The following is a 22,571-nucleotide window of genomic DNA, read 5'->3' as shown; positions in this document are numbered from 1 at the left end:
CACAATGGTGTGATAGGGCCGTAAATCCGGGAGGAGATGTGAACTTCCGGATCTGTCTCGTGTTGGTCAGGCTGAGCCGGAGGAACATGTCATGCGTGATTTCATCGCCCGTCCCGAACATGGTATCGTCTGGATATCGGGCGCGAGTTCCGGCATCGGCCGGGCGCTTGCGCTGAAGCTCGCCGGCGAGGGATACAAGGTCGCCGTCACCGCCAGAAGCCATGAAAAATTGGTCGAACTGCAGGCCGAGGCCAGCGGCCTTGACGGCAGCATCGTCGTTCTTGACGGCGACGTCACCGATGCCGAGGACATGGAACACGTCATGGCCTCCATCGAATACGAGCACGGGACGCTCGCCATGGTGATCCTCAATGCCGGCGTCTATCTGCCTGTTCATGCCGAGGACCTGCACCGCGCCGATTTCGAAACGAGCTTCGCAGTAAATCTTTCCGGCGTCGTCAACTGTCTCTTGCCGGCGATCCGCCATATGAAGGCGAAAGGGCAGGGACAGATCGCCATCGTCTCCTCCGTCGCTGGCTATGGCGGCCTGCCGACGGGGGCTGCCTATGGGGCCACCAAGGCGGCGTTGATCAACATGGCCGAAAGCCTGAAATTCGATCTCGACAAGATGGGCATCCGCATCCAGCTCGTAAGCCCGGGCTTCATCGATACCCCGGCGACAGACAAGAGCGCCTTGCCGATGACGGCGCTGGTGTCGCCCGAGGAGGCTGCCCGGCAGATCGCAGCCGGACTGAAATCGCAGGCGTTCGAGATCACTTCCCCCGGGCGCTTCACCACGCTGCTGAAGCTTGCGCGTCTGCTTCCCTACGGCGCTTATTTCCCGCTGGTGAACCGCTTGACCGGCTGGCGCGAACGGCCGTCATCGGCAGGTCACCATCCGGCGACACCGCATCCGGCGGAATGATCAGCTGCGCGAGAACACCACTTGACGTACATCGATATTGCAGGCCCGGAAGCCGGCTTCGCAATAGAACAGATAGAATTCCCAGAGCCGCTTGAAACGCTCGTCGAAGCCCATCGGGCGGATGCGTTCCCAGACCCACCGGAAGCGCTCGCGCCATTCGACAAGCGTATGGGCGTAATCGAGCCCGAAGCTATCGTCCAAAGAGAAAAGCTTTTGGTGATCCCGCGACATGAAAAGGCCGGCGTGAACCGGCCTTTTCTCAAAGCGGGCGACGGTCTGCTCAGTTGTCGTATTCGCGGCAGGCTTCGCTGATTGAAGCGCCACTCTCGCCGCCACGCGTGTCGACGCCGGACATCTGTTGTGGCATGCCGGGGCATTCCATCGTCTGGGGTCGGCCGATGCTCTGCGTCGTGGTCGGATCGACCGGGGCGACCTGCACAGGATGCATGCCATTGTCGCTGTTGGTGTAATCGGACGAATAGTTACCCGAACTCGGATCGGTCGAGCCGCCATTCGTCGGCCCGATCGGATCGGGATTCGACTGGGCAAAGGCCGACGATGCCATGCCGATCGCGAGCAGCGAAGCGGCGATAAGAGATCTCGTCATGAGGATATCCTCCTTTGATTTTCATCTTGGATGACCCTGGTGTAACTGCGTCACGGAATCATTGTTCCGAAATTCGCGAAAAACCTGCACGCTTGCCTTGCATGGTTACGCATAAACCTTAACGGGCGAAGCCGCTGGATCACTGCCACGGCCTGTCTTAGGGCATGACGAAACGCCGATCCGTAGCATGAGGCCACTATGTTCGTTTCTGCCCGTGAGGCCGCAGATATCGGTCTGCAGATTGCGCTTTCACTCGCGTTGACGGCAGGTGGCATGGCAATCGCCTCCGCGGCTATGGGCGGCGAAAAAGCTGGAATGTCCGCGATCGACGTCAGCCGCCCCTTGTTATGGACCGCCATTCCGACGCGCGTCGATCCGACAGCACAGTCCTATCTGCGGGCCGACGCGCCGGCCGAACTGGAGCTTGCCGCCCGCACCGGCGACCGCTGCCATGACCGGATCGGCCTTCGCCTCTCCTGCGACCTGATCGCGGCTTCGGGCGCCGCCGCTTCTTTTTAGGATAGATTTGCGACATCGTCGCCGTCACGATCGAAAGCTTGCAAAACATGGCGATTTGCCGTTTCATCGCGTCCAGCGATCGCCACCCGACTCTTTTTCCCGAAGGATTCAGCCTTTTGTCCCAGCCGATGCCTCGTGGCTTCGAGAAGCCTTATGCCGCCTTCCTGTTCGATATGGACGGCACCATCCTTAATTCGATCCGTGCGGCCGAACGGGTGTGGAGCGACTGGGCAAGGCGCCAGGGGCTCGATGTCGCCGACTTTCTGCCGAAGATGCATGGATCGCGCGGCGTCGACACGATCGCCCGGCTGAATTTGCCGGGCGTCGATCCCGAACATGAAGCGAGGTTGGTGACCGAGGCCGAAATCGCCGATGTCAGCGATGTCGTCGCCATTTCAGGTGCGGCCGCATTCCTGAGTTCGCTACCGCCGGATCGCTGGGCGATCGTGACCTCCTCGCCCTTGCGTCTTGCCCGCCGGCGGCTGGAGGCCGCAGGCCTGTCGCTGCCGAAATTCATGGTGACGGCGGAGGACGTCAAGATCGGAAAGCCCGATCCGCAATGCTATATTCTCGGCGCCGAACGCCTCGGCGTCAGCACGCAGGACTGCCTGGTGTTTGAGGATGTCGCAGCCGGCATCATCGCCGGTGAGGCGGCGGGCGCCGATGTCATGGTGGTGACGGCAACCCATCATGCCCGGATGGAGACGGCGCATCCGACCCTGTCATCCTACGATGAGATCTCGGTGCGTATCTCGGCCGACCATAAAATGCTCATCGTCCCGAACGCGGCCTGATCTCAGGCCGCGCAACCGTTTCTGCCTTTCACTCCGCGGCCGCGGCCAGACAGCGATCGATGATTCTGCCGATTTCGCCGCGGCAGGAGCCGCAATTGGTTCCGGCGCTCGTTTGCTTGCCGACCGCCTGGACACTGTGGCATCCCTCGCGCACGGCGGCGGCGATCTGGTTGACACCGACGCTGAAGCAGGAGCAGACGGTGGCGCCCGGATCCGGTCTGCCGGCCCCGGGACGGCCCGCGACGAGCGCGAAGCGCTTCCTGAGGTCGCCATGCACGGCGGAGAGCTGCGAGATCGCCCAGTTGCGCGCCACGGCAACCGGCTCGCGGGCGAGGAACAGCGCGGCGAGCAAGGTCTCGCCGTCGAAGAAGGCGAGCCTGAGGTCGCCGGATTGCCGGTCGGCATAACCCAGCGGTTCGATCTCATCAGGAATGGCGAAAACCGCCCGGCACCACGCCGTCCAGTCTTCGACGGTCTGGTCGAAGGCGAGCTCCAGCCGCCAGCCGCCCTCGGCTTTCGCCAGTGCCCAATAGGCCGCGTCAGGTGTTACGGGTTTTGTCGCCGATACGGCGAAACCGTAATGGCTTGCGGGGAAGGGTCGGACGGTGACAGCGACGTTCTTCGACGCCGGCTGGCCGGAAAAGGGATCGGTGATCGGCGCGACCACGGCGTCGATCCGCGCTTTTGCCGCGAACTGGTCGTTCCAGTGCATCGGCGCGAAGATACCGCCGCGCGCCTGGCGATCGGTCACCAGCGCCCGGACGATCGCCTTGCCGTGGGGGCTGTCGATCTCGACGAGGCCGGCGCTCGGTATGCCGGTCTCGATCGCGTCGCGCGGATGGATCTCCGCAAAGGGTTCGGCGATATGGGCGGAAAGCCGCGCGCTCTTTCCGGTTCGCGTCATCGTGTGCCACTGGTCGCGGATGCGCCCGGTATTCAGCGTGAAGGGGAAGTCGGCATTGGTGCGATCGGTTGCCGGTGCTTCCACTGCAACGAAACGCGCCTTGCCGTCGGCATGGTAGAAACCGCCATCGGCGAAGAAGCGGGTGACGCCGGGCGCGCTTCCTGCCGGCTGCGGCCACTGGAACGGCGACAGTTCGTCATAGGCGGCGCCGGTGATGCCGGCGCGGGCGCCGATATCGAAATCGCGGCTGCCGTTGTTTTCAAAGGCGGACAGGGCGGCGTGTTCGGCGAAGATTTCGGCCGGCGCATCGAAATCGAAGGCGGCGGCAAATCCCATGCGGCGTCCGACCTCCGCAAGCTGCCACCAGTCGGCCTTCGCATCGCCGGGCATGCCGAGAAACGGCCGCTGCCTGGAAATGCGCCGTTCGGAATTGGTGACGGTGCCGTCCTTCTCGCCCCAGCCGAGCGAGGGTAGAAGCACCTGCGCGTGCCGGGCGGTATCCGTCTCTCTCAGTATGTCGGAGACGACGACGAAGGGACAGGCGGCGATGGCGCTTTCGACGCTGTTTGCATCCGGCATCGAGACGACGGGATTGGTGGCCATGATCCAGAGTGCCTTGATGCGTCCGTCGGCGACTGCGCGGAACATGTCGACCGCTTTCAAACCAGGCTTTGCAGCGATGACCGGCGATTCCCAAAAGCGCTGAACGCGGTCACGGTCTTCTGGATTTTCGATCGCCATATGGGCGGCGAGCATGTTGGCGAGACCGCCGACTTCGCGCCCGCCCATCGCGTTCGGCTGGCCGGTCAGCGAGAAGGGGCCCATACCCGGGCGGCCGACGCGGCCGGTCGCCAGATGGCAATTGAGGATGGCGTTGACCTTGTCGGTGCCAGAGGAGGATTGATTGACGCCCTGGCTGTAGCAGGTCACCACCTTCGAGGTCATCTCGAACAGGCGGAAGAACTCCCGGATCTGCATGGCCGGCAGGCCGGTCCGCTCGAGGAGATCGTTGCTATCAAGTGCTGAGGCGGCCGCAAAGGCGCCGGCGAAGCCTTCCGTATGGGAGGCGATATAATTCTGGTCGATCGCAGAGCTTGTCGAAAGATGGGCGAGCAGCCCCATGAACAGCGCGACATCGCCGTCCGGGCGGATAGCCAGATGCAGGTCGGCGATATCGCATGTCATCGTCCGGCGCGGATCGATGACGACGATGCGCATGTTCGGCCGCGCCGCTTTTGCGGCGGCCAGCCGCTGGTAGATGACGGGATGACACCAAGCGAGGTTGGAGCCGGTGAGCACCACCAGATCCGCAAGTTCGATATCCTCATAGGTCCCCGGCACGGTATCGGCGCCGAAGGCGCGGCGATGCCCGGCCACCGACGAGGACATGCAGAGCCTGGAATTGGTGTCGATATTGGCCGAGCCGATGAAGCCCTTCATCAGCTTGTTCGCGATGTAGTAATCTTCGGTCAGCAACTGGCCGGAGACGTAGAAGGCGACGGAATCAGGCCCGTGTTCGGCGATCGTTTCGGAGAAGCGCCGGGCGACCAGATCGAGCGCCTCGTCCCAGCCGCTGCGTTCACCTGCGATTTCGGGATAAAGAAGCCGGCCGTCGAGATCGATGGTTTCGGCAAGCGCCGAACCCTTCGAGCAGAGCCGGCCGAAATTCGACGGATGCTCCGGATCTCCCTTGACGCTGACCGCGCCGGTTTCGTCGACCGTGGCGATAACGCCGCAACCGACGCCGCAATAGGGGCAGGTGGTCTTGACCTCAGCCGCCATTATTCAGCCGCCATCAACAGGCTTTCGAGCGCGATAAACAGGGCGCCGTCCTCGTTGCGGACCGGTATGGTCCGCACTTCGCCCTCGTCGGCGCCGAGCGCCTTGCCCGTTTCGAGGGAGATCACCCAATTGTGCAGGGGGCAGGTGACGGCCTTGGCATGCACGATGCCCTGGGATAGCGGGCCGCCCTTATGCGGGCAGTGATCCTCGATGGCAAACACCTCGTTTTCGGCCGTACGGAAGACGGCGATCTTGCCTTGCGGCGTCTTCACGCAGCGCGCGCCGCGCAGCGGAATATCGGAGATGTCACCGATTGCGATCCAATTCATGTCCATCTCCTTACTCGGCCGCCTGCGGATAGCCGATCGTCGCCATCGGCTTGAATTCGTGCTTGTCCTTGCCGGAAACACGCTCCGACCAGGGATCAACCTGGGCAAATTTCTGGGAGAAGACGAAGCGGTCGTAATAGGCCTTGCGCTTTTCACCATCATCCATGATCTGGCGGCGGATTTCGTCCAGACCGACCCGCTTAGCCCATTTGTAGATGCGCTCGAGATAGCGGGCCTGCTCGCGATACATCTGCGTCAGCGCCACGATATGCTCCAGCGCCTCGTCCTCGGTCTTCACCAGGCCGAGCACCTCGGTGCCCTTGATGTCGAGACCGGCGGCACCGGCGAAATGGATCTCGAAACCGGAATCCACGCAGATCACCCCGATATCCTTGCAGGTCGCTTCGGCGCAATTGCGCGGGCAGCCAGACACGGCCATTTTCAGTTTGGCCGGCGTCCATGATCCCCACATAAATTTCTCAATGCGGATGCCGAGACCCGTCGAATCCTGGGTGCCGAACCGGCACCAGTCCGAACCGACGCAGGTTTTCACCGTACGCAGGCCCTTGGCATAGGCCTGGCCGGAGACGAAGCCGGCCTTTCCGAGATCGGCCCACACGGCGGGCAGGTCTTCCTTCTCGATGCCGAGCAGATCGATGCGCTGGCCGCCTGTCACCTTGACCATGGGGATCTCGAACTTGTCGACGACATCGGCGATGGCCCGCAGCTCGTTCGAATTGGTGACGCCGCCCCACATGCGCGGCACGACGGAGTAGGTGCCGTCCTTCTGGATGTTGGCGTGGACGCGCTCATTGATGAAGCGCGACTGGTAGTCATCGGCGTATTCGTCCGGCCAATCGCAGACAAGGTAATAGTTGAGCGCCGGCCGACACTTGGCGCAGCCGCAGGAGGTCTTCCATTCCAATTCCTGCATGACGGCGGGAATGCTCTTCAGACCCTTTGCCTTGATCAGGCGGCGAACATCGTCATGGCCGAGTTCGGTGCAGGTGCACATCGGCTGCACGGCGGCCGGATTGTAGCCGTCGCCGAGCGTCAGCGCCATCAGCTGTTCGACGAGACCAGTGCAGGAGCCGCACGAGGCCGATGCCTTGGTATGGGCGCGCACATCGTCGAGCGACGTCAGTCCTTTGCTCGTGATCGTCGAGGTGATCTTGCCTTTACATACGCCGTTGCAGCCACAGATTTCCGCGTCATCCGGCAAGGCTGCAACGGCCGCCATAGGGTCCAGCGGTGACCCTCCCTGATAGGCCTGACCGAAGATCAGCGTCTCGCGCATCTCCGAAATATCGGTCGCCTTCTTCTTCAGATCGTTGAACCACGCGCCGTCGGCGGTCTCGCCGTAAAGCACGGTGCCGATGATCTTGTTGTCCTTAAGCACCAGGCGCTTGTAGACGCCGGCGCTGGCATCGCGCAGCACGATCTCCTCGCGGTCGTCACCGTCGGCAAAATCCCCGAGCGAGTAGAGTTCGATGCCGGTGACCTTGAGCTTGGTCGGCGTGTCCGCATGCACAAAAGCCGGCGAACGGTCGCCGGAGAGATGCGCGGCGGCGATGCGAGCCATTTCGTAAAGCGGCGCGACCAGGCCATAAACCATGCCGCCGACCTCGGCGCATTCGCCGAGCGCAAAGATATCGCCGTCCGAAGTCTGCATGCCGTTATCGACGACGATGCCGCGATTGACCGCAAGGCCGGCGTCCTTCGCCAGGCCGACGCTCGGACGAATGCCGACGGCCATGACGACGAGAGTTGCCGGGATGATGCGGCCATCGTCAAGTTCGATGCCTTCGACCTTGCCATTGCCAATGATCGCCTTGGTATTGGCCTTGCAGATGACCTTGATGCCGCGTTCCTCGACCGCCTTCTGCAAGAGATAACCGGCGGCGGGATCGAGCTGGCGCTCCATCAGCGTCGGCATGACGTGCAGAACGGTGACGTCCATGCCGCGCTGGGCGAGGCCGGCCGCCGCTTCGAGGCCAAGCAGACCGCCGCCGATGACGACCGCCTTTTCGCGCGACTGGGCGGCAAGCAGCATGGCCTGCACGTCGTCGAGATCGCGATAGGTGATGACGCCGGGCAGATCCTTGCCGGGAACTGGGATGATGAAGGGCACGGAGCCGGTGGCAATCACCAATTTGTCGTAGCTTTCGGTGACGCCGTGGTCGGAGGTGACCGTCTTGGCGGCACGATCGATGTTGACGATCTTGTGGCCCTTGTAGAGCATGATGCCATGCTTGATGTACCAGCCGTCACCGTGAATGATGATCTGCTCGTAGTCCTTCTCTCCCGAGAGAACCGGCGACAGCATGATGCGGTCGTAATTGACGCGCGGCTCAGCATTGAAGATCGTGACTTCATAGCGTCCGGGCGCCCGTTCGAAGAGGTGCTCCAGCATGCGCCCGGGCGCCATGCCATTGCCGATGATGACGAGTTTTTCGGTCATGCGTTCAAGTCCCTTGGATTAGGTTGCAGCCACGGGCGCGGAGTGCCCTTGACGCGACAATTGCTTGACGGACAGGTGCATCCAGATCAGCGAGATCGCGACGATCGCGAAGAGCAGCAGGAAGCAGCTGGACCAGAGGCCGGTCATGTCCTTGAGGAGGCCGAAGGCGATCGGCAGGATGAAGCCGCCGAGACCGCCCATCATGCCGACGATGCCGCCGACGGCGCCGACGCTGTCGGGGTAATAGGCCGGAATGTGCTTGTAGACGGCGGCCTTGCCCAGGCTCATGAAGAAGCCGAGCACGAAGATGACGACGATGAAGATGACGGGCGTGATGGTCGCAGCCGGCAGCGACAGAATGAGCGTGGCCACGGCCGACACGGCAAACATCGCATACATCACGCTGCGTGCGCCCTTCTTGTCCGACAACACACCGCCGAAGGCGCGGAAGATGCTGCCCGGGATGGAGTAGGCGGCCGCGATCATGCCGGCAGTTTCGAGGTTGAAGCCGTAGACGCCGACCAGATAGCGCGGCAGCCACAGCGACAGGGCGACGAAGCCGCCGAAGGCGAAGAAATAATAGAGCGAGAAGCGCCAGACCTGGACGTTCTGCAGTGGCGCGAATTCCTGGGCGAGGCTCTTCGAGGAGACGCCGCGCTCGCGGCGAATACGGAAGGCCGGATCGTCCGTGGTGGTGAACCAGAAGACGATGGCCATCACCGCCAGACAGACGGCCCAGATTTCCGCAACCGCCTGCCAGCCCCAGGCGAGCAGAACGAAGGGAGCGGCGAATTTGGTCACGGCCGCGCCGACATTGCCGGCGCCGAAGATGCCGAGCGCCGTGCCTTGCTTTTCCGCCGGGAAGAAGGGCGAGACATAGGCGACGCCGACCGCGAAGGAGCCGCCGGCAAGCCCGACGCCGAGGCCGGCGATCAGCATCTGCGTATAGGTGTGGGCATAGGAGAGCAGAAAAGTCGCGACCGCGGCGGCAAGCATCGTCAGCGTGTAAACGAGACGGCCGCCGTAACGCCCCGTCCAGATGCCGAGGACGATGCGCACGAGCGAACCGGTGAGAACCGGGGTGCCGATCAGCAATCCGAACTCGGCCTCGTTGAGGTTGAGCTCCTGTTTGATGCGGACGCCGATGATCGCAAAGATCGTCCAGACGGCGAAACAGAGAGTGAAGGCGACCGTGGAGATCCACAATGCTTTGGCTGGTTCGCCGGCGGACATGGGCTGCGCTTTCTCGATGACAGACATGGCTTCTCCGTGGCCCGACAAGGTCGTGCCGATCCATCGCTGGGGGTTAAAAACAAAAAGCCGCTGGTCAGGCTGCGCTGCACGAAGTGCGCGAAATATCCTGATCAGCGGCTTTGCTGGTGGCGCCCTCCGTTGGACGCCGAATTCATGGTCTTCTGTGAGGGCTAGCGCGCCCTCATACTGCGCTGATCGCCATTGATCTGTGCGGTAAAAGCCTTGCAAGCTGCGTGCCAGTTCTGTTTCTTTGCTTTAAGCGCTTGAACAGAAACAGAATTTCGAACGGCTACTCGTCTGCACGTTTTTGCGGCTACCAAGAAACATGCAAATATTTTGTGCGTTGCGATGATGGGGAGTGTCGAACTTTGCTGGCGTTTTGTGCAGGCCGGCATGGATCAGGTCTCATCGCTATGGGAGTCGTGGGGCAGGGCGCTCTTGACGGCAAAGCGCGCCACATAGTCCGGCAGTTCGGTCGGATCGAAAACGTGGCCGTCCATGAAGCGGTCGCCTTCGTCATTGCCTTCGATGCGGATATCGGCGTCGTCAGGTGCGTTGGCGTCGCCGAGAGCCGTGCGATAGAGATCCGGGCGGTAGGCGGATGCGGCGGCCCGCGCCTTGTTGAGGCTGGCCTCGGCCTGCCCCCAGCGTATCATCTGGCTGTAGATCCAAAGCGCATGGCTCGGCCTCGGATAGTTGGCGAAGGCGGAATGAAACTGGAAATAATCGGCGATGATGCGCCGGTTTCCCCTTCCATCGAGGCTGAATTCGCCGGCGAGAACGCGGCGAATGATATCGACGGGGGCGGCAATGTATCGCGGATCGGCGAGAGCGGCGGCCAGCGCATCGTGATTGTCCGGACGGTCACACCAGCGGGCTGCCGCATCGAGCGCCACGATCAGCCGGGAAACAGTCTCCGGATGGCTTTCCGCCCAATCCGGCCGCATGCCGATCACCTTTTCCGGCGCCGACGGCCAGATATCATGTTTGGCGGCGACGATGCGGCCGAGACCGCGCTCCGAGGCGACCATGTTCCAGGGAGCGCCGACGCAGAAACCATCGATTGCCCCGGCTGCCAGTGCGTCCGATGTCAGCGGCGGCGGCACGACGACGAGCCTGACATCCTTGTCGGGATCGATGCCGCCAGCCGCCAGCCAGTAGCGGAATTCGTAATTATGCGAGGAGAAGGGATAGGTGACCCCGAAGGTCGGCAGCGGCTCGCCGCGCGCCTTTATCGCCGCGATCGTTTTTGCCAGGGCATGCGCGTTATCCAGTGCGGTTGCCGGTTCAGACAAGCCGGCGTCATCGCGCATCCTCTGGAAGAGCTGCGCCGACAGCGTGATCGCATTGCCGCCGCGCCCAAGGGAAAACGGCGTAATTGTCGGCGAGGGATTGGAGCCGAGGCCGAGCATGGAGGCGACCGGCATCGGCGACAGCATATGGGCGATATCGAATTGGCGGAATGCCAGACGGTCACGGACATTCGCCCAGGAGACGTCCTTGACGAGATCGAGCGTCAGGCCTTCCTTCTGCGCGAAGCCGAATTCCGCCGCCGCGATCAGCACCGACGCATCGACGAGCGGAATGAAACCGGCCCGCAGCACTTTCGGCCCTTCATGGTTGATATGCGCGGGCGAGGGCAGCCCGCCGCTGGAACTGACGGTCTTCGTCATCATATCCACTCCGGTTTCCTCCGGAAATTTAGGCGGCCCGCCATCACATCAAAAGTCCCGCGGCGGTGACCACGCTCTGGGCGATTTCCGACATCTTCTTCTTTTCGTTCATCGCCGTCTGCCGCAGCAGGGCGAAGGCCTCTTCCTCGGACAGGCCGCGTTTCTTCATCAATATGCCCTTGGCGCGCTCGATGAGCTTGCGTTCTTCTAGCGCCGAGCGGGCATCGGCAAGCTCCCGCCGCAGCCGGCTGAAGGCGTTGAATCGGCTGACGGCCATGTCGAGGATCGGTTTGACGCGTTCCTTCTTCAATCCGTCGACGATATAGGCGGAGACCCCGGCATCGACCGCAGCCTCGATCGAGGCCGTGTCGGAGCGATCGACGAACATGGCGATCGGACGGCTGACCGTGCGCGTCAACTGGAACAGATGCTCCATCATGTCGCGGTTGGGGTTTTCGATATCGATGATGATCACGTCGGGCATCAGCGTTTCGATGGTTCGGGCGATACCATTGACCTCATGCACCACGGTGACGCGCGCATGCCCTGCCTCGCGCAGCCCTTCTTCGATGATGGAGGCGCGAATGGCATTTTCGTCGATCACCAGAATCGTCAAATCGAGATGCGTCATTGCTCTATTTATGACGCACTGCAGCAATTTTGGCAAGGCGACCGCCTCAAAACTGTGCGGAAAAACCAGTGCACAAATAATAATCAGACTGCCGTACTTTCGCGCGCAATCAGCGTGTAGCCCAGATCAATTTGCTCCGCCGCGGGCGTCCGGGAGGAGTTCAGGGCGGCAAGCACGCGCTCTGCAGCCAGCTTTCCTGTCTCGAATCGCCGGGTCGCGATTGAGGAGAGGGAAGGAGCGGAGCAAGCAGCGAATTCAAGATCGTGGAATCCCATGATCGCGATGTCATCGGGCACGCGCATCCCGCGTTTGCGGCATTCCTGCATGGCGCCGAGTGCTAGATTGTCGTCCGTGCAGAAGATGGCCTCCGGCACGTCGCCGCTTTCGTGCGTCATCGCGAAAAGATCGGAACCCAGCGCAACGGAGCTATGGCGCGGCTTCCGCGCAATGATCTCGGCAGGTCGTAGTCCCGCCTGCTCCATTGCCAGCCGACAGCCGTCCAAACGTGACTGTGCGCGGTGATCGAGATTGCCGGTCAGAAAGGCGATCCGCCGGAGGCCGAGTCCAATCAGGTGTTGTGTGGCCGTCTGTCCCGCGTTTTCCTGCGACATACCGATATTCAGATCGATGGGTTCCGGTGAAAGTTCGAAGGTTTCGACCACCGGCAGGCGTGCCTGGGAGAGAAGCTGCCGCGAGAGCGGTGTGTGATGGGTGCCGGTGATGATGATCGCCTCCACCCTTTGCCCGAGCAGAGCCTTGATGGCATTTTCCTCCTCGATCTGGGAATAACGGCTGTTAACGACGAGCACATGAAAGCCGGCGGCCACCAAAATGTCGTGCAGCGCGAACAAATATTCGGCAAAAATCACGTTGTAGAGGGTCGGAACGATCACACCGATTGTATGCGTACGCGAGGAGGCCAGTCGGCTTGCCGCAAGATTGGGAACATAGCCAAGTTCCTTGACGGCGGCGTTGACGCGCACGCGCAGGGCCGGAGAGACCGCATCGGGCTTGCGCAAGACCCTTGACACCGTGATCGGGCTAACGCCGGCAAGGCTTGCCACATCATCGAGTGTTATTCGCCGCATCGAAGCCTCACCAAGTGGTTATAGAATATTGATTCTCATATTCTTTCGACGTCAAGAATATTTTCTGATCTATAGTTGGTAGCGCTAGCAAATACGATTTGACAGCGCTGTCAACTATGTTAGTTTCAAATTGTACCGGAAATGACGGGATGGAGCCTTCCGGGACCAAGAAGCCAATCAAAAGCATAGGAGAGGCGGCTCGGTCCGCCTGAGGAGGAGGACATTTATGCAAAAGGTGAAAAAAGCCAAGTTGGCCCGTATTGCCGCGTTTTCCGCGCCCGCGCTCATTCTGCTCTGCGGCACGGCCGGCGCGGAACCGAAGATCGTCTCCGGCCCCGCCGCCGACCCCGGCTGCATGGTGCCCTGGGCCGCGGACACGCAGTTCCTGCAATATCCAAAAAAGGACGGCCCTTACCGCATCGCGCTTGCCAATGGCTATATCGCCAATACCTGGCGTATCCAGATGGTACAGACGGCTAAGGCCTATGCTGCTCAGCCCGATGTCGCGGCCAAGCTGAAGGAATTCAAGGTCGTTTCGACCGGCGAGGACGTGCCGGCGCAAATTTCTGCCATCAACAACTTCATCGATGCCGGTTACGACGCCGTCGTGGTCAACGCGCAGAATCCCACCGCCTTCGGCCCGGTAATCAAACGCGCTAAGCAGGCCGGCGTCATCCTCGTCGCCTTTGACAATATCCTCGACACCAAGGATGCGATCAACGTCAATGTCGATCAGAAGGGGCTCGGCGTCATCTGGGCCGACTGGCTGATCAAGCATCTGCCAAACGGCGGCAAGGTGCTGGAAGTGCGCGGCGTCGCCGGTACTTCCGTCGATACGGATCGTCACAATGGCATTCATGAAACTCTCGATGCTTCAGGCAAGAAATTCACGATAACGGAGGTGGTTGGAAAGTGGGACGACGGCGTTGCCCAGAAGGCGACCGCCGATGCGATTGCCACCAACGGTCCGTTCGACGGTATTACCGCCCAGGGCGGCGATACCGGCGTCGTGCAGGCCATGATCGACGCCAAACATCCCTTCGTGCCATTCGGCGGCGAGACGGAAAACGGCTTCCGCAAATTCTGTGCAGCCCATGCCGCCGATGGCCTGAAGTGCTCATCCGCCGGCACAGGTCCCGCCCAGGTCGCTGTTGCCATCAAGACTGCGATCGCTGCCCTCGAAGGTCAAGTGGTGCCGCAAGCGATCAAGCTGCCGACCGCACTTGTGTCCGACCCGGACTTCAAGGAAGGTCAGGACTATTATCCCACTCAATCCGACAACTTCTTCGTCGGCAATTCCTTCCCCACCTGCGGCATCAATTTCACCGCCCAGGAGATCATGGGGCAGTCCAAAGAAAATCAATAGCAGCCGTCCTCGGATGTGATTGCGGGTGTTCGCGCCCGCAATCTCGACCATGGTAGACCGAAGGGAGGCTGAACGTATGACTTTGCCCGAGCCGCTTTTCCGCATGGAAGGCATATCGAAGCGCTATGGCGGAGCTGTTGCGCTCAAGAATGCCGATATCGTCGTTCGGCCGGGCGCGATCCATGCCGTCCTCGGCGAGAACGGCGCGGGAAAATCGACGCTGATCAAGATCATGGCCGGCGTGGTGACGCCGGACGAAGGGCGCATGTTGCTCGATGGCAAGGAGATCACCTTTGCCTCGCCGGCAGCCGCCAATGCGGCGGGCATCGTCTGTGTCTTCCAAGAGCTTTCGCTCATTCCCGATCTGTCGGTTGCCGACAATATCGTCATCAGCAATCCGCCGCAGAGGTTCGGCATGATCGACCGGCGCAGGCAGCGGAGGATCGCCGAGGAAGCGCTGGCGCGCGCCGGCGCCTCCGACATTCATCCCTCCGTTTTGGTCAAAGACCTGCCATTGTCGCGGCGGCAAATGGTCGAAATTGCCAAGGCGCTCGCCCGAAAGCCGCGGCTGATGATTCTCGACGAGGCGACGTCGGCGTTGACGCAATCGGATGTCGAAAAGGTATTTGCCGTGCTGAAGCGCCTGCGGGCCGAAGGGATGGCGCTGATCTACATCTCCCACCGCATGCATGAAATCGCCCAATTGGCGGATGAGTGCACGGTCTTCCGCAACGGCCGCAGCATCGAATCCTACCCGGCCGGCACCAAAACCGATCAGCAGGTGGTCGAACTGATGATCGGTCGGGAATACAACAATGTTTTTCCGCCGAAACCGCCGCACCGACGGGAAGAAAAACCGATCCTTTCGTGCCGCGATCTTTCCTGGGGCGAGCGGCTCTCCGGCGTCACCTTCGGCATCAGGCCCGGCGAGATCATCGGATTTGGCGGTCTGGACGGGCAGGGGCAGCGCGAATTGCTCCTGGCCCTCTTCGGCGTACTGCGCGAAGTCAAGGGGGAAATCGTAATCGACGGCAGACGGATCAGGCTCAAGAGCCCCCGTGATGCCAAGTCCGCCGGTATTTCGATGGCGTTGATTCCCGAGGACCGGAAAACCGAAGGCTTGATGCTGCCCATGACAGTACGCGAAAATCTATCGATTGCCGCGCTCGATCGCATTTCGCGCAATGGCGTCATTGACCGGGCCGCCGAGCGACGCGAAATCGATGAACTGTTCAAGGTCCTGGCGATCAAGGCCGCGAACTTCGACATGCCCGTTGCCGCCCTGTCAGGCGGAAACCAGCAGAAGGTCGTCATCGCCAAATGGCTGATGAACCGGCCACGTATCATCTTGCTCAACGATCCGACACGCGGCATCGACGTCGGCACCAAACAGGAAATCTATCTGCTGCTGCGCAGGCTTGCGGATGCGGGAGCGGCGGTCATCTTTTACTCCACCGATTATGACGAGCTGATTGGCTGCTGCGACCGCGTCCTCGTCATGTATGACGGCAGCATCATCCGCGAGCTTGAAGGCGCAAACATCAACGAACATGAGCTGATCAGCGCGGCTCTGAACATCGCCGGCGACCAGCGAAGGACAGTTCAATGAACAGACTTGTTCTCGGCGAACGACGATTCTGGTATGCGCAGCAGAAGGGAACGCTGTTTGCCGCTCTCCTCTTCGTCACGATGTTTGCCCTCTATGTCTCAAATCACCCGGCGGGGTTCACGCCCAACGTCGTGCAAACTGCCTCTAACAAGGCGACGCTGCTAGCATTCGTCGCGATGGCACAAAGCCTTGTCGTCATTACTGCCGGCATTGATCTCTCTGCCGGGATGGTTTTGGTCCTGTGCAATTGCCTCGCCTCCTGGCTGGTCGTCGGCACGCCGCTGCAGACGGGCGCGGGTGTCGTCGTCGTGCTGCTTGCCGGGCTTGGCTGCGGCATGTTGAATGGGCTCATTATCATCTTCGGCCGGCTGCAGCCGATCGTCACGACCATCGCTACCAGCGCGATCTTCTACGGTTTGGCGCTGCTGCTGCGTCCAACGCCCGGCGGCTCGGTCAATGAGGAGTTGGCCGACGCTTTCACATCCAAGCTTTTCGGGATCGTTCCGGCCAGCTTTGTCGTGCTTCTAATCACGATCATCGTCATTTGGGTGCCATTCAGCCGCTCGGCGATCGGCAGGGCGGCTTACGCCGTAGGCTCGGCCGAAAATGCTGCCTATATGTCGGCAATGCCCGTCAAGCTGGCAAAATTCGCGGCCTATGCGCTCGCGGGATTGCTTTCGGCGATTGGCGGTCTGTATCTCACGTTTTTCTCCTATACCGGCGAGGCGGCACTTGCCAGCGGCAACGCCTACACCCTCTACTCGATCGCGGCGGTGGTGCTCGGCGGCGTGTCCCTTGCGGGGGGCAAGGGAAGCGCCGTCGGCGCCGTCTTCGGCGCCCTGGCATTTCGGACGATCGGCGACTTGCTGTTCGTCTTCGATTTCGATCCGCTTTGGCAGCCGCTGTTCCAGGGCGTGGTTTTGATGCTGGCGATCAGCATCGGCTGCATCGGGCTTGTACGGGTTCGCAATCGGCTGGAGTGGTTTCAATGAGCGAGGAAGCGTCCTCCATGCGCCAGCTTCGAGTGCCTGCCCGCCTGCGCGGCGTCGATCCGGCGGTGGCTACTGCCTTCGGCTGCATTATCCTGCTCCTGCTCGCAGGATCGATCTATTCGCCGAATTTCCTCTCGCCTGATTATCTGTTGCAGCAGTTGAAGGTGGCCTCATTCCTCGGCGTCATTGCCACCGGCATGATGGCCGTCATCCTGCTCGGCCAGATCGACCTGTCAGTGCCGTGGGTCGTAACGACAGGCGCGATGATGGCCTGCGCTGCGACCGCTTACGGCACGGCAGGCTCGGTTCTGGCCATCCCGTTCGGCATCCTGTGCGGCGCCGCGATCGGTCTGGTTAACGGTTTGGCGGTCGGCTATCTCCGTATTCCCTCAATGATCATCACGCTGGCGACCAACGCGGTCGCTCAAGGTCTTATGGTCGTCTATACCGGCGGCTTTTCTCCACAAGACTCGGCCTCATCGGCCATGCGGTTCCTGGCCACCGGCTATACTATTTCCGGCCTTCCGAACGGTGTTCTCGTCTGGCTGGCCGTCGGTCTGGTCGCCGTCTTCGTTTTGACGCGCACGACCTTTGGGCGGTCGCTCTACGCCATCGGAAACCGAGAGCGCGCCGCCTATCTGTCCGGCATCGACACCCGGTGCATCACCTTGCTGGCCTTCGTCATGTCAGGCGGGCTGAGCGCACTCGGTGGCGTCCTGCTGGCAGGCTATGCGTCAAAGGCGTCGCAATCGATGGGGGATGCCTATCTCCTGCCCTCGATTGCTGCCGTGGTCCTCGGCGGTACGCATGTGCTCGGCGGCAAGGGTTCCTACCTCGGAACCGTGGCAGGGGTCATCCTGATCACGCTCCTCCAATCGATCCTTTCGGTGATGCAGATCGAAGAGGCTGGCCGTCAGCTCATCTACGGCGCCGTCATCATCGGCATGCTTCTGCTCTACGGTCGTCAGAAGTTGGCCTGATTGTGTCGCCCCTCGGCAATTGTTTGCGCGTCGTCAAAGTCTCCTACAGCCGACGGTCCGTTCAACGATGTAAAGGACGCTGCCCCGCCCGCGCGTTCAGTGGCTTGTGCAGGATCGATATTTGCCGCCGTGGTCTCTTCATCGCGCCAGCCTGCCGGGAAAAATAAATGCCGGCGCAGGCTGCAAATCGAAAGAGCATGCCTTTGGTTCTCGTGCTATATACTTTAAAGAAATGCAGCGAAAACCTTGGGATCGGGGGAGTTTTTTGCTCGCAGCTGATGCGTCTTTGGCGATCGTAATTTTATCACGACTGCGGCAGGCAGTTCCCATGACCGCCATTTGAGATAACGAAATCCAACACGAAATCCAACAACGGCTTTGGAGGGCCGACCATGAGCTTACGTATCAACGACATCGCTCCGGACTTTACTGCCGACACCACGCAGGGACCGGTCAGCTTCCATGACTGGATCGGCAACGGCTGGGCCGTTCTGTTCTCGCACCCGAAGAATTTCACGCCTGTCTGCACGACCGAGCTCGGCGTCATGGCAGGCCTCGCAGGCGAATTTGCCAAGCGCGGCGTCAAGATCATCGGCATCTCGGTCGATCCGGTCGAAAGCCATGCCAAGTGGAAGGGCGACATCAAGACCGCGACCGGCTTCGACGTCGATTATCCGCTGATCGGCGACAAGGACCTCAAGGTCGCCAAGCTCTACGACATGCTGCCGGCCGGCGCCGGCGAGAGCTCTGAAGGCCGTACGCCCGCCGACAATGCGACGGTGCGTTCGGTCTTCATCATCGGCCCGGATAAGAAGATCAAGCTGATCCTGACCTATCCGATGACGACCGGCCGCAATTTCAACGAGATCCTGCGCGCGATCGATTCCATCCAGCTGACGGCAAAGCACCAGGTGGCGACGCCGGCAAACTGGAATCAGGGCGAGGATGTCATCATCACCGCGGCAGTGTCCAACGAAGACGCGATCACGCGCTTCGGCTCCTTCGATACGGTTCTGCCCTATCTCAGGAAGACGAAGCAGCCGACAGCCTGATGGCTGTTTTTATTCAAGCTGTCTGCAAGCCGCCGCGGCCATATGGTCCGGCGGCTTTTTTCATGCCGGCATTGCGGAAAATGGGGAAGCTTCACGCCTCGATTGATGTTATCTAGGGTCAGCGTCGCGATGGAAGTCGAACCTGCCGAGATCCGATGATAGGGCGAAAACGTCAGTCCGACATGGGGAGGAGATTGGCGAAGGCCCTGCTTTCGCTCTGCTTCCTGTTTTCCACGGCGGAGACGCCAAAGGCCCAACCGGAAGGAAGCGACGCGCCACCGGCCTGCCTCTATTCCGGGCCTGCTGCCTCGGGATCAGGCGAGACGCTCTGCATCCGCCAGGACAGTTTCAATCGCGACCTCTGCGCTGCGATCGAGCATTTCGCCGAGGCCAATCAATTACCGCCGGCTTATTTCGCCCGCCTCATCTGGCGCGAAAGCACCTTTCGTCCTGACGCGGTGAGTTTCAAAGGAGCACAGGGCATTGCGCAGTTCATGCCCGGAACGGCGAAACTGCGCGGTCTCGAAGACAGCTACCAGGTGCTGGAAGCCCTGCGGAAATCGGCGCAATATCTCGACGAATTGCGCAATCGTTTCGGCAATCTCGGCCTTGCCGCCGCCGCCTATAATGCCGGCGAAAACGGCCTTGCGGCTTATCTGACGTCAGGAAGATTACCTCACGAGACGCGCGGCTATGTGATGGCGATCACCGCCCATACGGTCGAGGAATGGAAGGATAATCCGCCGGAAAATGCGGCAGCCCCGCTCGACAAGGAGAAGCCCTTTCTCGATGGCTGCGTGGCGCTTGCCGAGAGGCGGACGTTGAAAGACACGCCCTGGCGTCAGGAAGGCAACTGGGCGCCGTGGGGCGTTCAACTGGCGGCAAACGCCGATGTCGCGGTTGCCCGGCGTCTGTTTCTGGAGGCCCTGCAAGATCTGCCCGCGCCGTTGGATGCGGAACAGCCGCTGATCCTGCGCCAGCGCGACCGCAGCTTCGGCTTTCGCCCGCGTTATGTCGCCCGCATCGCTCGGCAGACGCGTGTGGAAGCCAACGATGTCTGTAACCAGATCCGAAAGCACGGCGGCACCTGCCTTGTCTTCAAAAATCGATAGCAGGGCGGCTTCCGCATTCTGAGACGAAAAGTCCGCTTGCGGCATCGCCGGATGGAGCAGCATAGTCTCGCGGGATCACGGCTAAGGAGGAACGACAATGCGGGTGTTGGTCATCGGGGCGACGGGCCATGTCGGAACCCATCTCGTTCCCCGTCTGGTGGAGGCCGGTCACGACGTCGTCACCATTAGCCGCGGTGCGGCAAAGCCTTATACGGCAAGCCGCGCCTGGGCCTTCGTCGATCAGCGGCAGATCGACAGGGCGGCCATGGAGCGGACGGGTGCTTTCGGCCAGGCGGTACGCGCATTGAAAGCCGATATCGTCATCGACATGATCTGCTTCACGCTGGAAAGTGCCGAGCAACTGGTGACGGCCCTGGCCGGGCATGTCGGCCATTTCCTGCACACCGGCACGATCTGGACGCACGGCTACCCCACGACGGTGCCGACACGCGAGGAAGTCCCGAAGTCCCCGTTCGGTGACTATGGTATCCAGAAGGCGGCGATCGAAACCTATCTGCTGCAGCAGGCAAGGCTGCAAGGCTTCCCGGCAACCATCATCCATCCCGGCCATATTGTCGGCACCGGATGGGCGCCGCTCAATCCGGCCGGCAATTTCAATCTGCAGGTCTTCTCGACCCTTGCCCGCGGAGACACCCTGGCCCTGCCCAATTTCGGGTTGGAGACCGTTCATCACGTCCACGCCGATGACGTGGCGGCGATGTTCATGGATGCAATTGCCCACTGGAACGCGTCGATCGGTGAGAGTTTCCATGCGGTTTCCGAGCAGGCGCTGACCCTTCGCGGTTATGCGGAAGCCATGTCGCGCTGGTTTGGGCGGGAGCCGAACCTCACCTTCGCGCCGTTCGACGCCTGGGCCGTAGGTCAGACGGCCGAGGATGCGGAGGCGACATGGGAGCATATCGCCCGCAGTCCGAATTGCTCGATCGCCAAAGCCGCACACCTGCTCGGCTACACGCCGCGATATACGTCGCTGCAGGCGGTGCAGGAATCGGTCGGCTGGTTGATCGGGAAGGGGCTGATCAAGACCTGATCCGGCCGGGTCTTATGCGATCAGGATAGCCCTGAAGTCATTGACGTTGGTTCCGGTCGGGCCGGTTTCGAAGAGATCGCCGACGGCCGCAAAGCCCGAATAGCTGTCATTGCCGTCGAGCAGTCGGCGCGCATCGAGACCGGCGGCGCGAAGGCGCTTGAACGTGCCGCCATCGGCAAAGGCGCCGGCATTGTCTTCCGAACCGTCGATGCCGTCCGTGTCGGCGGCAAGGACATGAATGCCCTGCTGTCCGTCGATCGCGAGCGCCATGGCGAGCGCGAATTCGCCGTTTCGTCCGCCCTTGCCGCCCTTCGCCCGCAGCGTCACCGTCGTCTCGCCGCCGGACAGGATGACGACTGGCTTCGAAAAAGGCCTGTTACGGCCGAGCACCTCGCGGGCGATTGCCGCATGCACCAGCGCCACATCGCGCGATTCACCTTCGATCGCATCCGAAAGGATCGCCGGTTCGATCCCTTGCGATTTGGCCAGGGCGGCAGCAGCCTCCAGCGATACGCCGGCCGAGGCAATGATGTGGTGCTCGTGCCGTGAAAACACCGGATCATCCGGCCGCGGCGCATCGGCCTTTGGCGAGTTCAGATGATCAAGGGCGGCCCGCGGCAGCTGCAATCCATATTGCTTGATAATCTCCAGCGCTTCGTGCCGCGTTGAATCATCAGGAACCGTCGGCCCGGACGCGACATGGGCTGGGTTGTCGCCCGGAATGTCGGAAACAATCAGGCTGACGACTCTCGCTTTCGTCGCTGCCGCCAGCCTTCCGCCCTTGATAGTGGAGAGATGTTTTCGAACGACGTTCATCGCCGAGATCGGCGCGCCCGAAGCAAGCAGCATTTCGTTGAGCGCAATTTCGTCCTTGAGCGTCAATCCTCCCGGCGGGGCGGGCAGCAGTGCCGAGCCGCCGCCGCAGATCAGCGCGATCACGAGATCGTCTGCCGTCAGCCGGTTCACCGTTTCCATCAACCGTCTCGCGGCAGCAGACCCCGCAGCGTCGGGCACCGGGTGGGCTGCCTCGATGATCTCGATGAAGCGCGTTTCGCAGCCATAGCCGTATCGGGTGACCACCAATCCCTCGATCGGTCCCTCCCATGCGCTTTCGAGCGCCTGCGCCATTTGCGCCGCACCCTTGCCGGCGCCAATCACCACAGTTCTTCCTTTCGGTTTCTCCGGCAGGTGCGATTTGATGCCGGTCAGCGGATCGGCCGCGCGAACCGCCGCGTCGAACAGGCTTTTCAGGAAATCGCGGGGGGCGGTTATCGTCATCGGTGGTCTCTGCTGCCTCAATCTGTCGATTATGATGGAGACTGTCGGCGCATCGGCGTGGCGGCGTCAAGGGCGAAGATGCGATGATCTGACGGCAGTGACGCAGAGTCTGCAATTGAAAGAGGCGAACGAATAGAAAGCATTAACCATCGTCCCGTAGACAG

19 protein-coding genes and 1 pseudogene are annotated in these 22,571 nt (G+C 61.4%); 10 read left to right on the top strand and 10 right to left on the bottom strand.

Features of this window, described 5'->3' with window-relative positions; translation table 11 throughout:
- Positions 1–91 precede the first annotated feature (91 nt).
- Positions 92–925, top strand: coding sequence for an SDR family NAD(P)-dependent oxidoreductase (locus GGI60_RS12740; protein ID WP_183916173.1), 834 nt, complete (start codon positions 92–94; stop codon positions 923–925).
- On the opposite strand, the pseudogene GGI60_RS12735 reads toward GGI60_RS12740, so the two are convergent.
- Both GGI60_RS12735 and GGI60_RS12730 read right to left on the bottom strand, forming a co-directional pair.
- Positions 926–1,123: pseudogene (locus GGI60_RS12735) on the bottom strand (class I SAM-dependent methyltransferase); the annotation flags it as partial. It lies immediately after the preceding gene.
- Between the two features lie 82 nt (positions 1,124–1,205).
- Complete coding sequence (locus GGI60_RS12730; RefSeq protein ID WP_183916171.1) at positions 1,206–1,532, bottom strand: hypothetical protein; 327 nt, start codon at positions 1,530–1,532, stop codon at positions 1,206–1,208.
- Positions 1,533–1,730: 198 nt separating this feature from the next.
- On the opposite strand from GGI60_RS12730, the gene GGI60_RS12725 reads away from it, so the two are divergent.
- Positions 1,731–2,051 (top strand): hypothetical protein, encoded by a 321-nt coding sequence (locus GGI60_RS12725; RefSeq protein WP_183916169.1) that lies wholly within the window; start codon positions 1,731–1,733, stop codon positions 2,049–2,051.
- Positions 2,052–2,167: 116 nt separating this feature from the next.
- Positions 2,168–2,845, top strand: coding sequence for an HAD-IA family hydrolase (locus GGI60_RS12720; protein WP_183916167.1), 678 nt, complete (start codon positions 2,168–2,170; stop codon positions 2,843–2,845).
- A 28-nt stretch (positions 2,846–2,873) separates the two neighbouring features.
- Here GGI60_RS12720 and GGI60_RS12715 read toward each other — a convergent pair whose 3' ends face one another.
- From GGI60_RS12715 to GGI60_RS12685, 7 genes are all read right to left on the bottom strand, one after another.
- Positions 2,874–5,531, bottom strand: coding sequence for a nitrate reductase (locus GGI60_RS12715; RefSeq protein WP_183916165.1), 2,658 nt, complete (start codon positions 5,529–5,531; stop codon positions 2,874–2,876).
- Entirely contained in the window at positions 5,531–5,866 is a 336-nt protein-coding gene (gene nirD / locus GGI60_RS12710; RefSeq protein WP_020921100.1) for a nitrite reductase small subunit NirD, read from the bottom strand. The genes GGI60_RS12715 and nirD overlap by 1 nt, the downstream gene beginning before the upstream one ends.
- Positions 5,867–5,870: 4 nt before the next feature.
- On the bottom strand, positions 5,871–8,321 hold the full coding sequence (gene nirB, locus GGI60_RS12705) for a nitrite reductase large subunit NirB (RefSeq protein WP_183916163.1): 2,451 nt from the start codon (positions 8,319–8,321) through the stop codon (positions 5,871–5,873).
- Positions 8,322–8,339: 18 nt separating this feature from the next.
- A complete protein-coding gene (locus tag GGI60_RS12700; protein WP_183916161.1) occupies positions 8,340–9,581 on the bottom strand; it encodes a nitrate/nitrite transporter in 1,242 nt (413 codons plus the stop codon).
- A gap of 392 nt (positions 9,582–9,973) precedes the next feature.
- Positions 9,974–11,257 (bottom strand): CmpA/NrtA family ABC transporter substrate-binding protein, encoded by a 1,284-nt coding sequence (locus GGI60_RS12695; protein ID WP_183934460.1) that lies wholly within the window; start codon positions 11,255–11,257, stop codon positions 9,974–9,976.
- 34 nt (positions 11,258–11,291) lie between these two features.
- The gene (locus tag GGI60_RS12690; RefSeq protein ID WP_064825174.1) at positions 11,292–11,879 is read right to left on the bottom strand and encodes an ANTAR domain-containing response regulator; all 588 of its coding nucleotides are present in this window, start codon (positions 11,877–11,879) and stop codon (positions 11,292–11,294) included.
- An 83-nt stretch (positions 11,880–11,962) separates the two neighbouring features.
- Entirely contained in the window at positions 11,963–12,967 is a 1,005-nt protein-coding gene (locus tag GGI60_RS12685) for a LacI family DNA-binding transcriptional regulator (protein WP_183916157.1), read from the bottom strand.
- Positions 12,968–13,193: 226 nt separating this feature from the next.
- Here GGI60_RS12685 and GGI60_RS12680 point away from each other — a divergent pair, with 226 nt between their 5' ends.
- From GGI60_RS12680 to GGI60_RS12650, 7 genes are all read left to right on the top strand, one after another.
- A complete protein-coding gene (locus GGI60_RS12680; protein ID WP_183916155.1) occupies positions 13,194–14,333 on the top strand; it encodes a sugar ABC transporter substrate-binding protein in 1,140 nt (379 codons plus the stop codon).
- A gap of 76 nt (positions 14,334–14,409) precedes the next feature.
- Positions 14,410–15,942 carry a sugar ABC transporter ATP-binding protein gene (locus GGI60_RS12675; RefSeq protein ID WP_183916152.1) on the top strand — a complete coding sequence of 511 codons (1,533 nt, stop codon included), beginning with the start codon at positions 14,410–14,412 and terminating at the stop codon, positions 15,940–15,942.
- On the top strand, positions 15,939–16,934 hold the full coding sequence (locus GGI60_RS12670) for an ABC transporter permease (RefSeq protein ID WP_183916150.1): 996 nt from the start codon (positions 15,939–15,941) through the stop codon (positions 16,932–16,934). The genes GGI60_RS12675 and GGI60_RS12670 overlap by 4 nt, the downstream gene beginning before the upstream one ends.
- Complete coding sequence (locus GGI60_RS12665; RefSeq protein WP_183916148.1) at positions 16,931–17,914, top strand: ABC transporter permease; 984 nt, start codon at positions 16,931–16,933, stop codon at positions 17,912–17,914. Before GGI60_RS12670 ends, GGI60_RS12665 begins: the two co-directional genes overlap by 4 nt.
- 392 nt (positions 17,915–18,306) lie before the next feature.
- Positions 18,307–18,966, top strand: coding sequence for a peroxiredoxin (locus GGI60_RS12660; protein ID WP_097579062.1), 660 nt, complete (start codon positions 18,307–18,309; stop codon positions 18,964–18,966).
- A 155-nt stretch (positions 18,967–19,121) separates the two neighbouring features.
- The gene (locus GGI60_RS12655; protein WP_183916146.1) at positions 19,122–20,078 is read left to right on the top strand and encodes a lytic transglycosylase domain-containing protein; all 957 of its coding nucleotides are present in this window, start codon (positions 19,122–19,124) and stop codon (positions 20,076–20,078) included.
- Positions 20,079–20,175: 97 nt separating this feature from the next.
- Positions 20,176–21,129 carry an NAD(P)-dependent oxidoreductase gene (locus tag GGI60_RS12650; protein WP_183916144.1) on the top strand — a complete coding sequence of 318 codons (954 nt, stop codon included), beginning with the start codon at positions 20,176–20,178 and terminating at the stop codon, positions 21,127–21,129.
- A gap of 12 nt (positions 21,130–21,141) precedes the next feature.
- Here GGI60_RS12650 and GGI60_RS12645 read toward each other — a convergent pair whose 3' ends face one another.
- The gene (locus tag GGI60_RS12645) at positions 21,142–22,407 is read right to left on the bottom strand and encodes a glycerate kinase (RefSeq protein ID WP_183916142.1); all 1,266 of its coding nucleotides are present in this window, start codon (positions 22,405–22,407) and stop codon (positions 21,142–21,144) included.
- Positions 22,408–22,571: the final 164 nt, after the last annotated feature.

The sequence above is a fragment of the Rhizobium lentis genome, from assembly GCF_014200175.1.
GTDB classification, from domain to species: Bacteria; Pseudomonadota; Alphaproteobacteria; order Rhizobiales; family Rhizobiaceae; genus Rhizobium; species Rhizobium mulingense.
The sequence above is the reverse complement of the archived record's forward strand: the minus strand, read 5'-3'. Positions and strand labels throughout refer to the sequence as shown.

Bases quoted from the DNA above. Each gene is read 5' to 3' on its own strand.
- GGI60_RS12740 (WP_183916173.1), top strand. From the start codon at position 92: ATGCGTGATTTCATCGCCCGTCCCGAACATGGTATCGTCTGGATATCG.
- GGI60_RS12730 (WP_183916171.1), bottom strand. From the start codon at position 1,532: ATGACGAGATCTCTTATCGCCGCTTCGCTGCTCGCGATCGGCATGGCA.
- GGI60_RS12725 (WP_183916169.1), top strand. From the start codon at position 1,731: ATGTTCGTTTCTGCCCGTGAGGCCGCAGATATCGGTCTGCAGATTGCG.
- GGI60_RS12715 (WP_183916165.1), bottom strand. From the start codon at position 5,531: ATGGCGGCTGAGGTCAAGACCACCTGCCCCTATTGCGGCGTCGGTTGC.
- nirD (WP_020921100.1), bottom strand. From the start codon at position 5,866: ATGGACATGAATTGGATCGCAATCGGTGACATCTCCGATATTCCGCTG.
- nirB (WP_183916163.1), bottom strand. From the start codon at position 8,321: ATGACCGAAAAACTCGTCATCATCGGCAATGGCATGGCGCCCGGGCGC.
- GGI60_RS12700 (WP_183916161.1), bottom strand. From the start codon at position 9,581: ATGTCTGTCATCGAGAAAGCGCAGCCCATGTCCGCCGGCGAACCAGCC.
- GGI60_RS12690 (WP_064825174.1), bottom strand. From the start codon at position 11,879: ATGACGCATCTCGATTTGACGATTCTGGTGATCGACGAAAATGCCATT.
- GGI60_RS12685 (WP_183916157.1), bottom strand. From the start codon at position 12,967: ATGCGGCGAATAACACTCGATGATGTGGCAAGCCTTGCCGGCGTTAGC.
- GGI60_RS12680 (WP_183916155.1), top strand. From the start codon at position 13,194: ATGCAAAAGGTGAAAAAAGCCAAGTTGGCCCGTATTGCCGCGTTTTCC.
- GGI60_RS12675 (WP_183916152.1), top strand. From the start codon at position 14,410: ATGACTTTGCCCGAGCCGCTTTTCCGCATGGAAGGCATATCGAAGCGC.
- GGI60_RS12670 (WP_183916150.1), top strand. From the start codon at position 15,939: ATGAACAGACTTGTTCTCGGCGAACGACGATTCTGGTATGCGCAGCAG.
- GGI60_RS12665 (WP_183916148.1), top strand. From the start codon at position 16,931: ATGAGCGAGGAAGCGTCCTCCATGCGCCAGCTTCGAGTGCCTGCCCGC.
- GGI60_RS12660 (WP_097579062.1), top strand. From the start codon at position 18,307: ATGAGCTTACGTATCAACGACATCGCTCCGGACTTTACTGCCGACACC.
- GGI60_RS12655 (WP_183916146.1), top strand. From the start codon at position 19,122: ATGATAGGGCGAAAACGTCAGTCCGACATGGGGAGGAGATTGGCGAAG.
- GGI60_RS12650 (WP_183916144.1), top strand. From the start codon at position 20,176: ATGCGGGTGTTGGTCATCGGGGCGACGGGCCATGTCGGAACCCATCTC.
- GGI60_RS12645 (WP_183916142.1), bottom strand. From the start codon at position 22,407: ATGACGATAACCGCCCCCCGCGATTTCCTGAAAAGCCTGTTCGACGCG.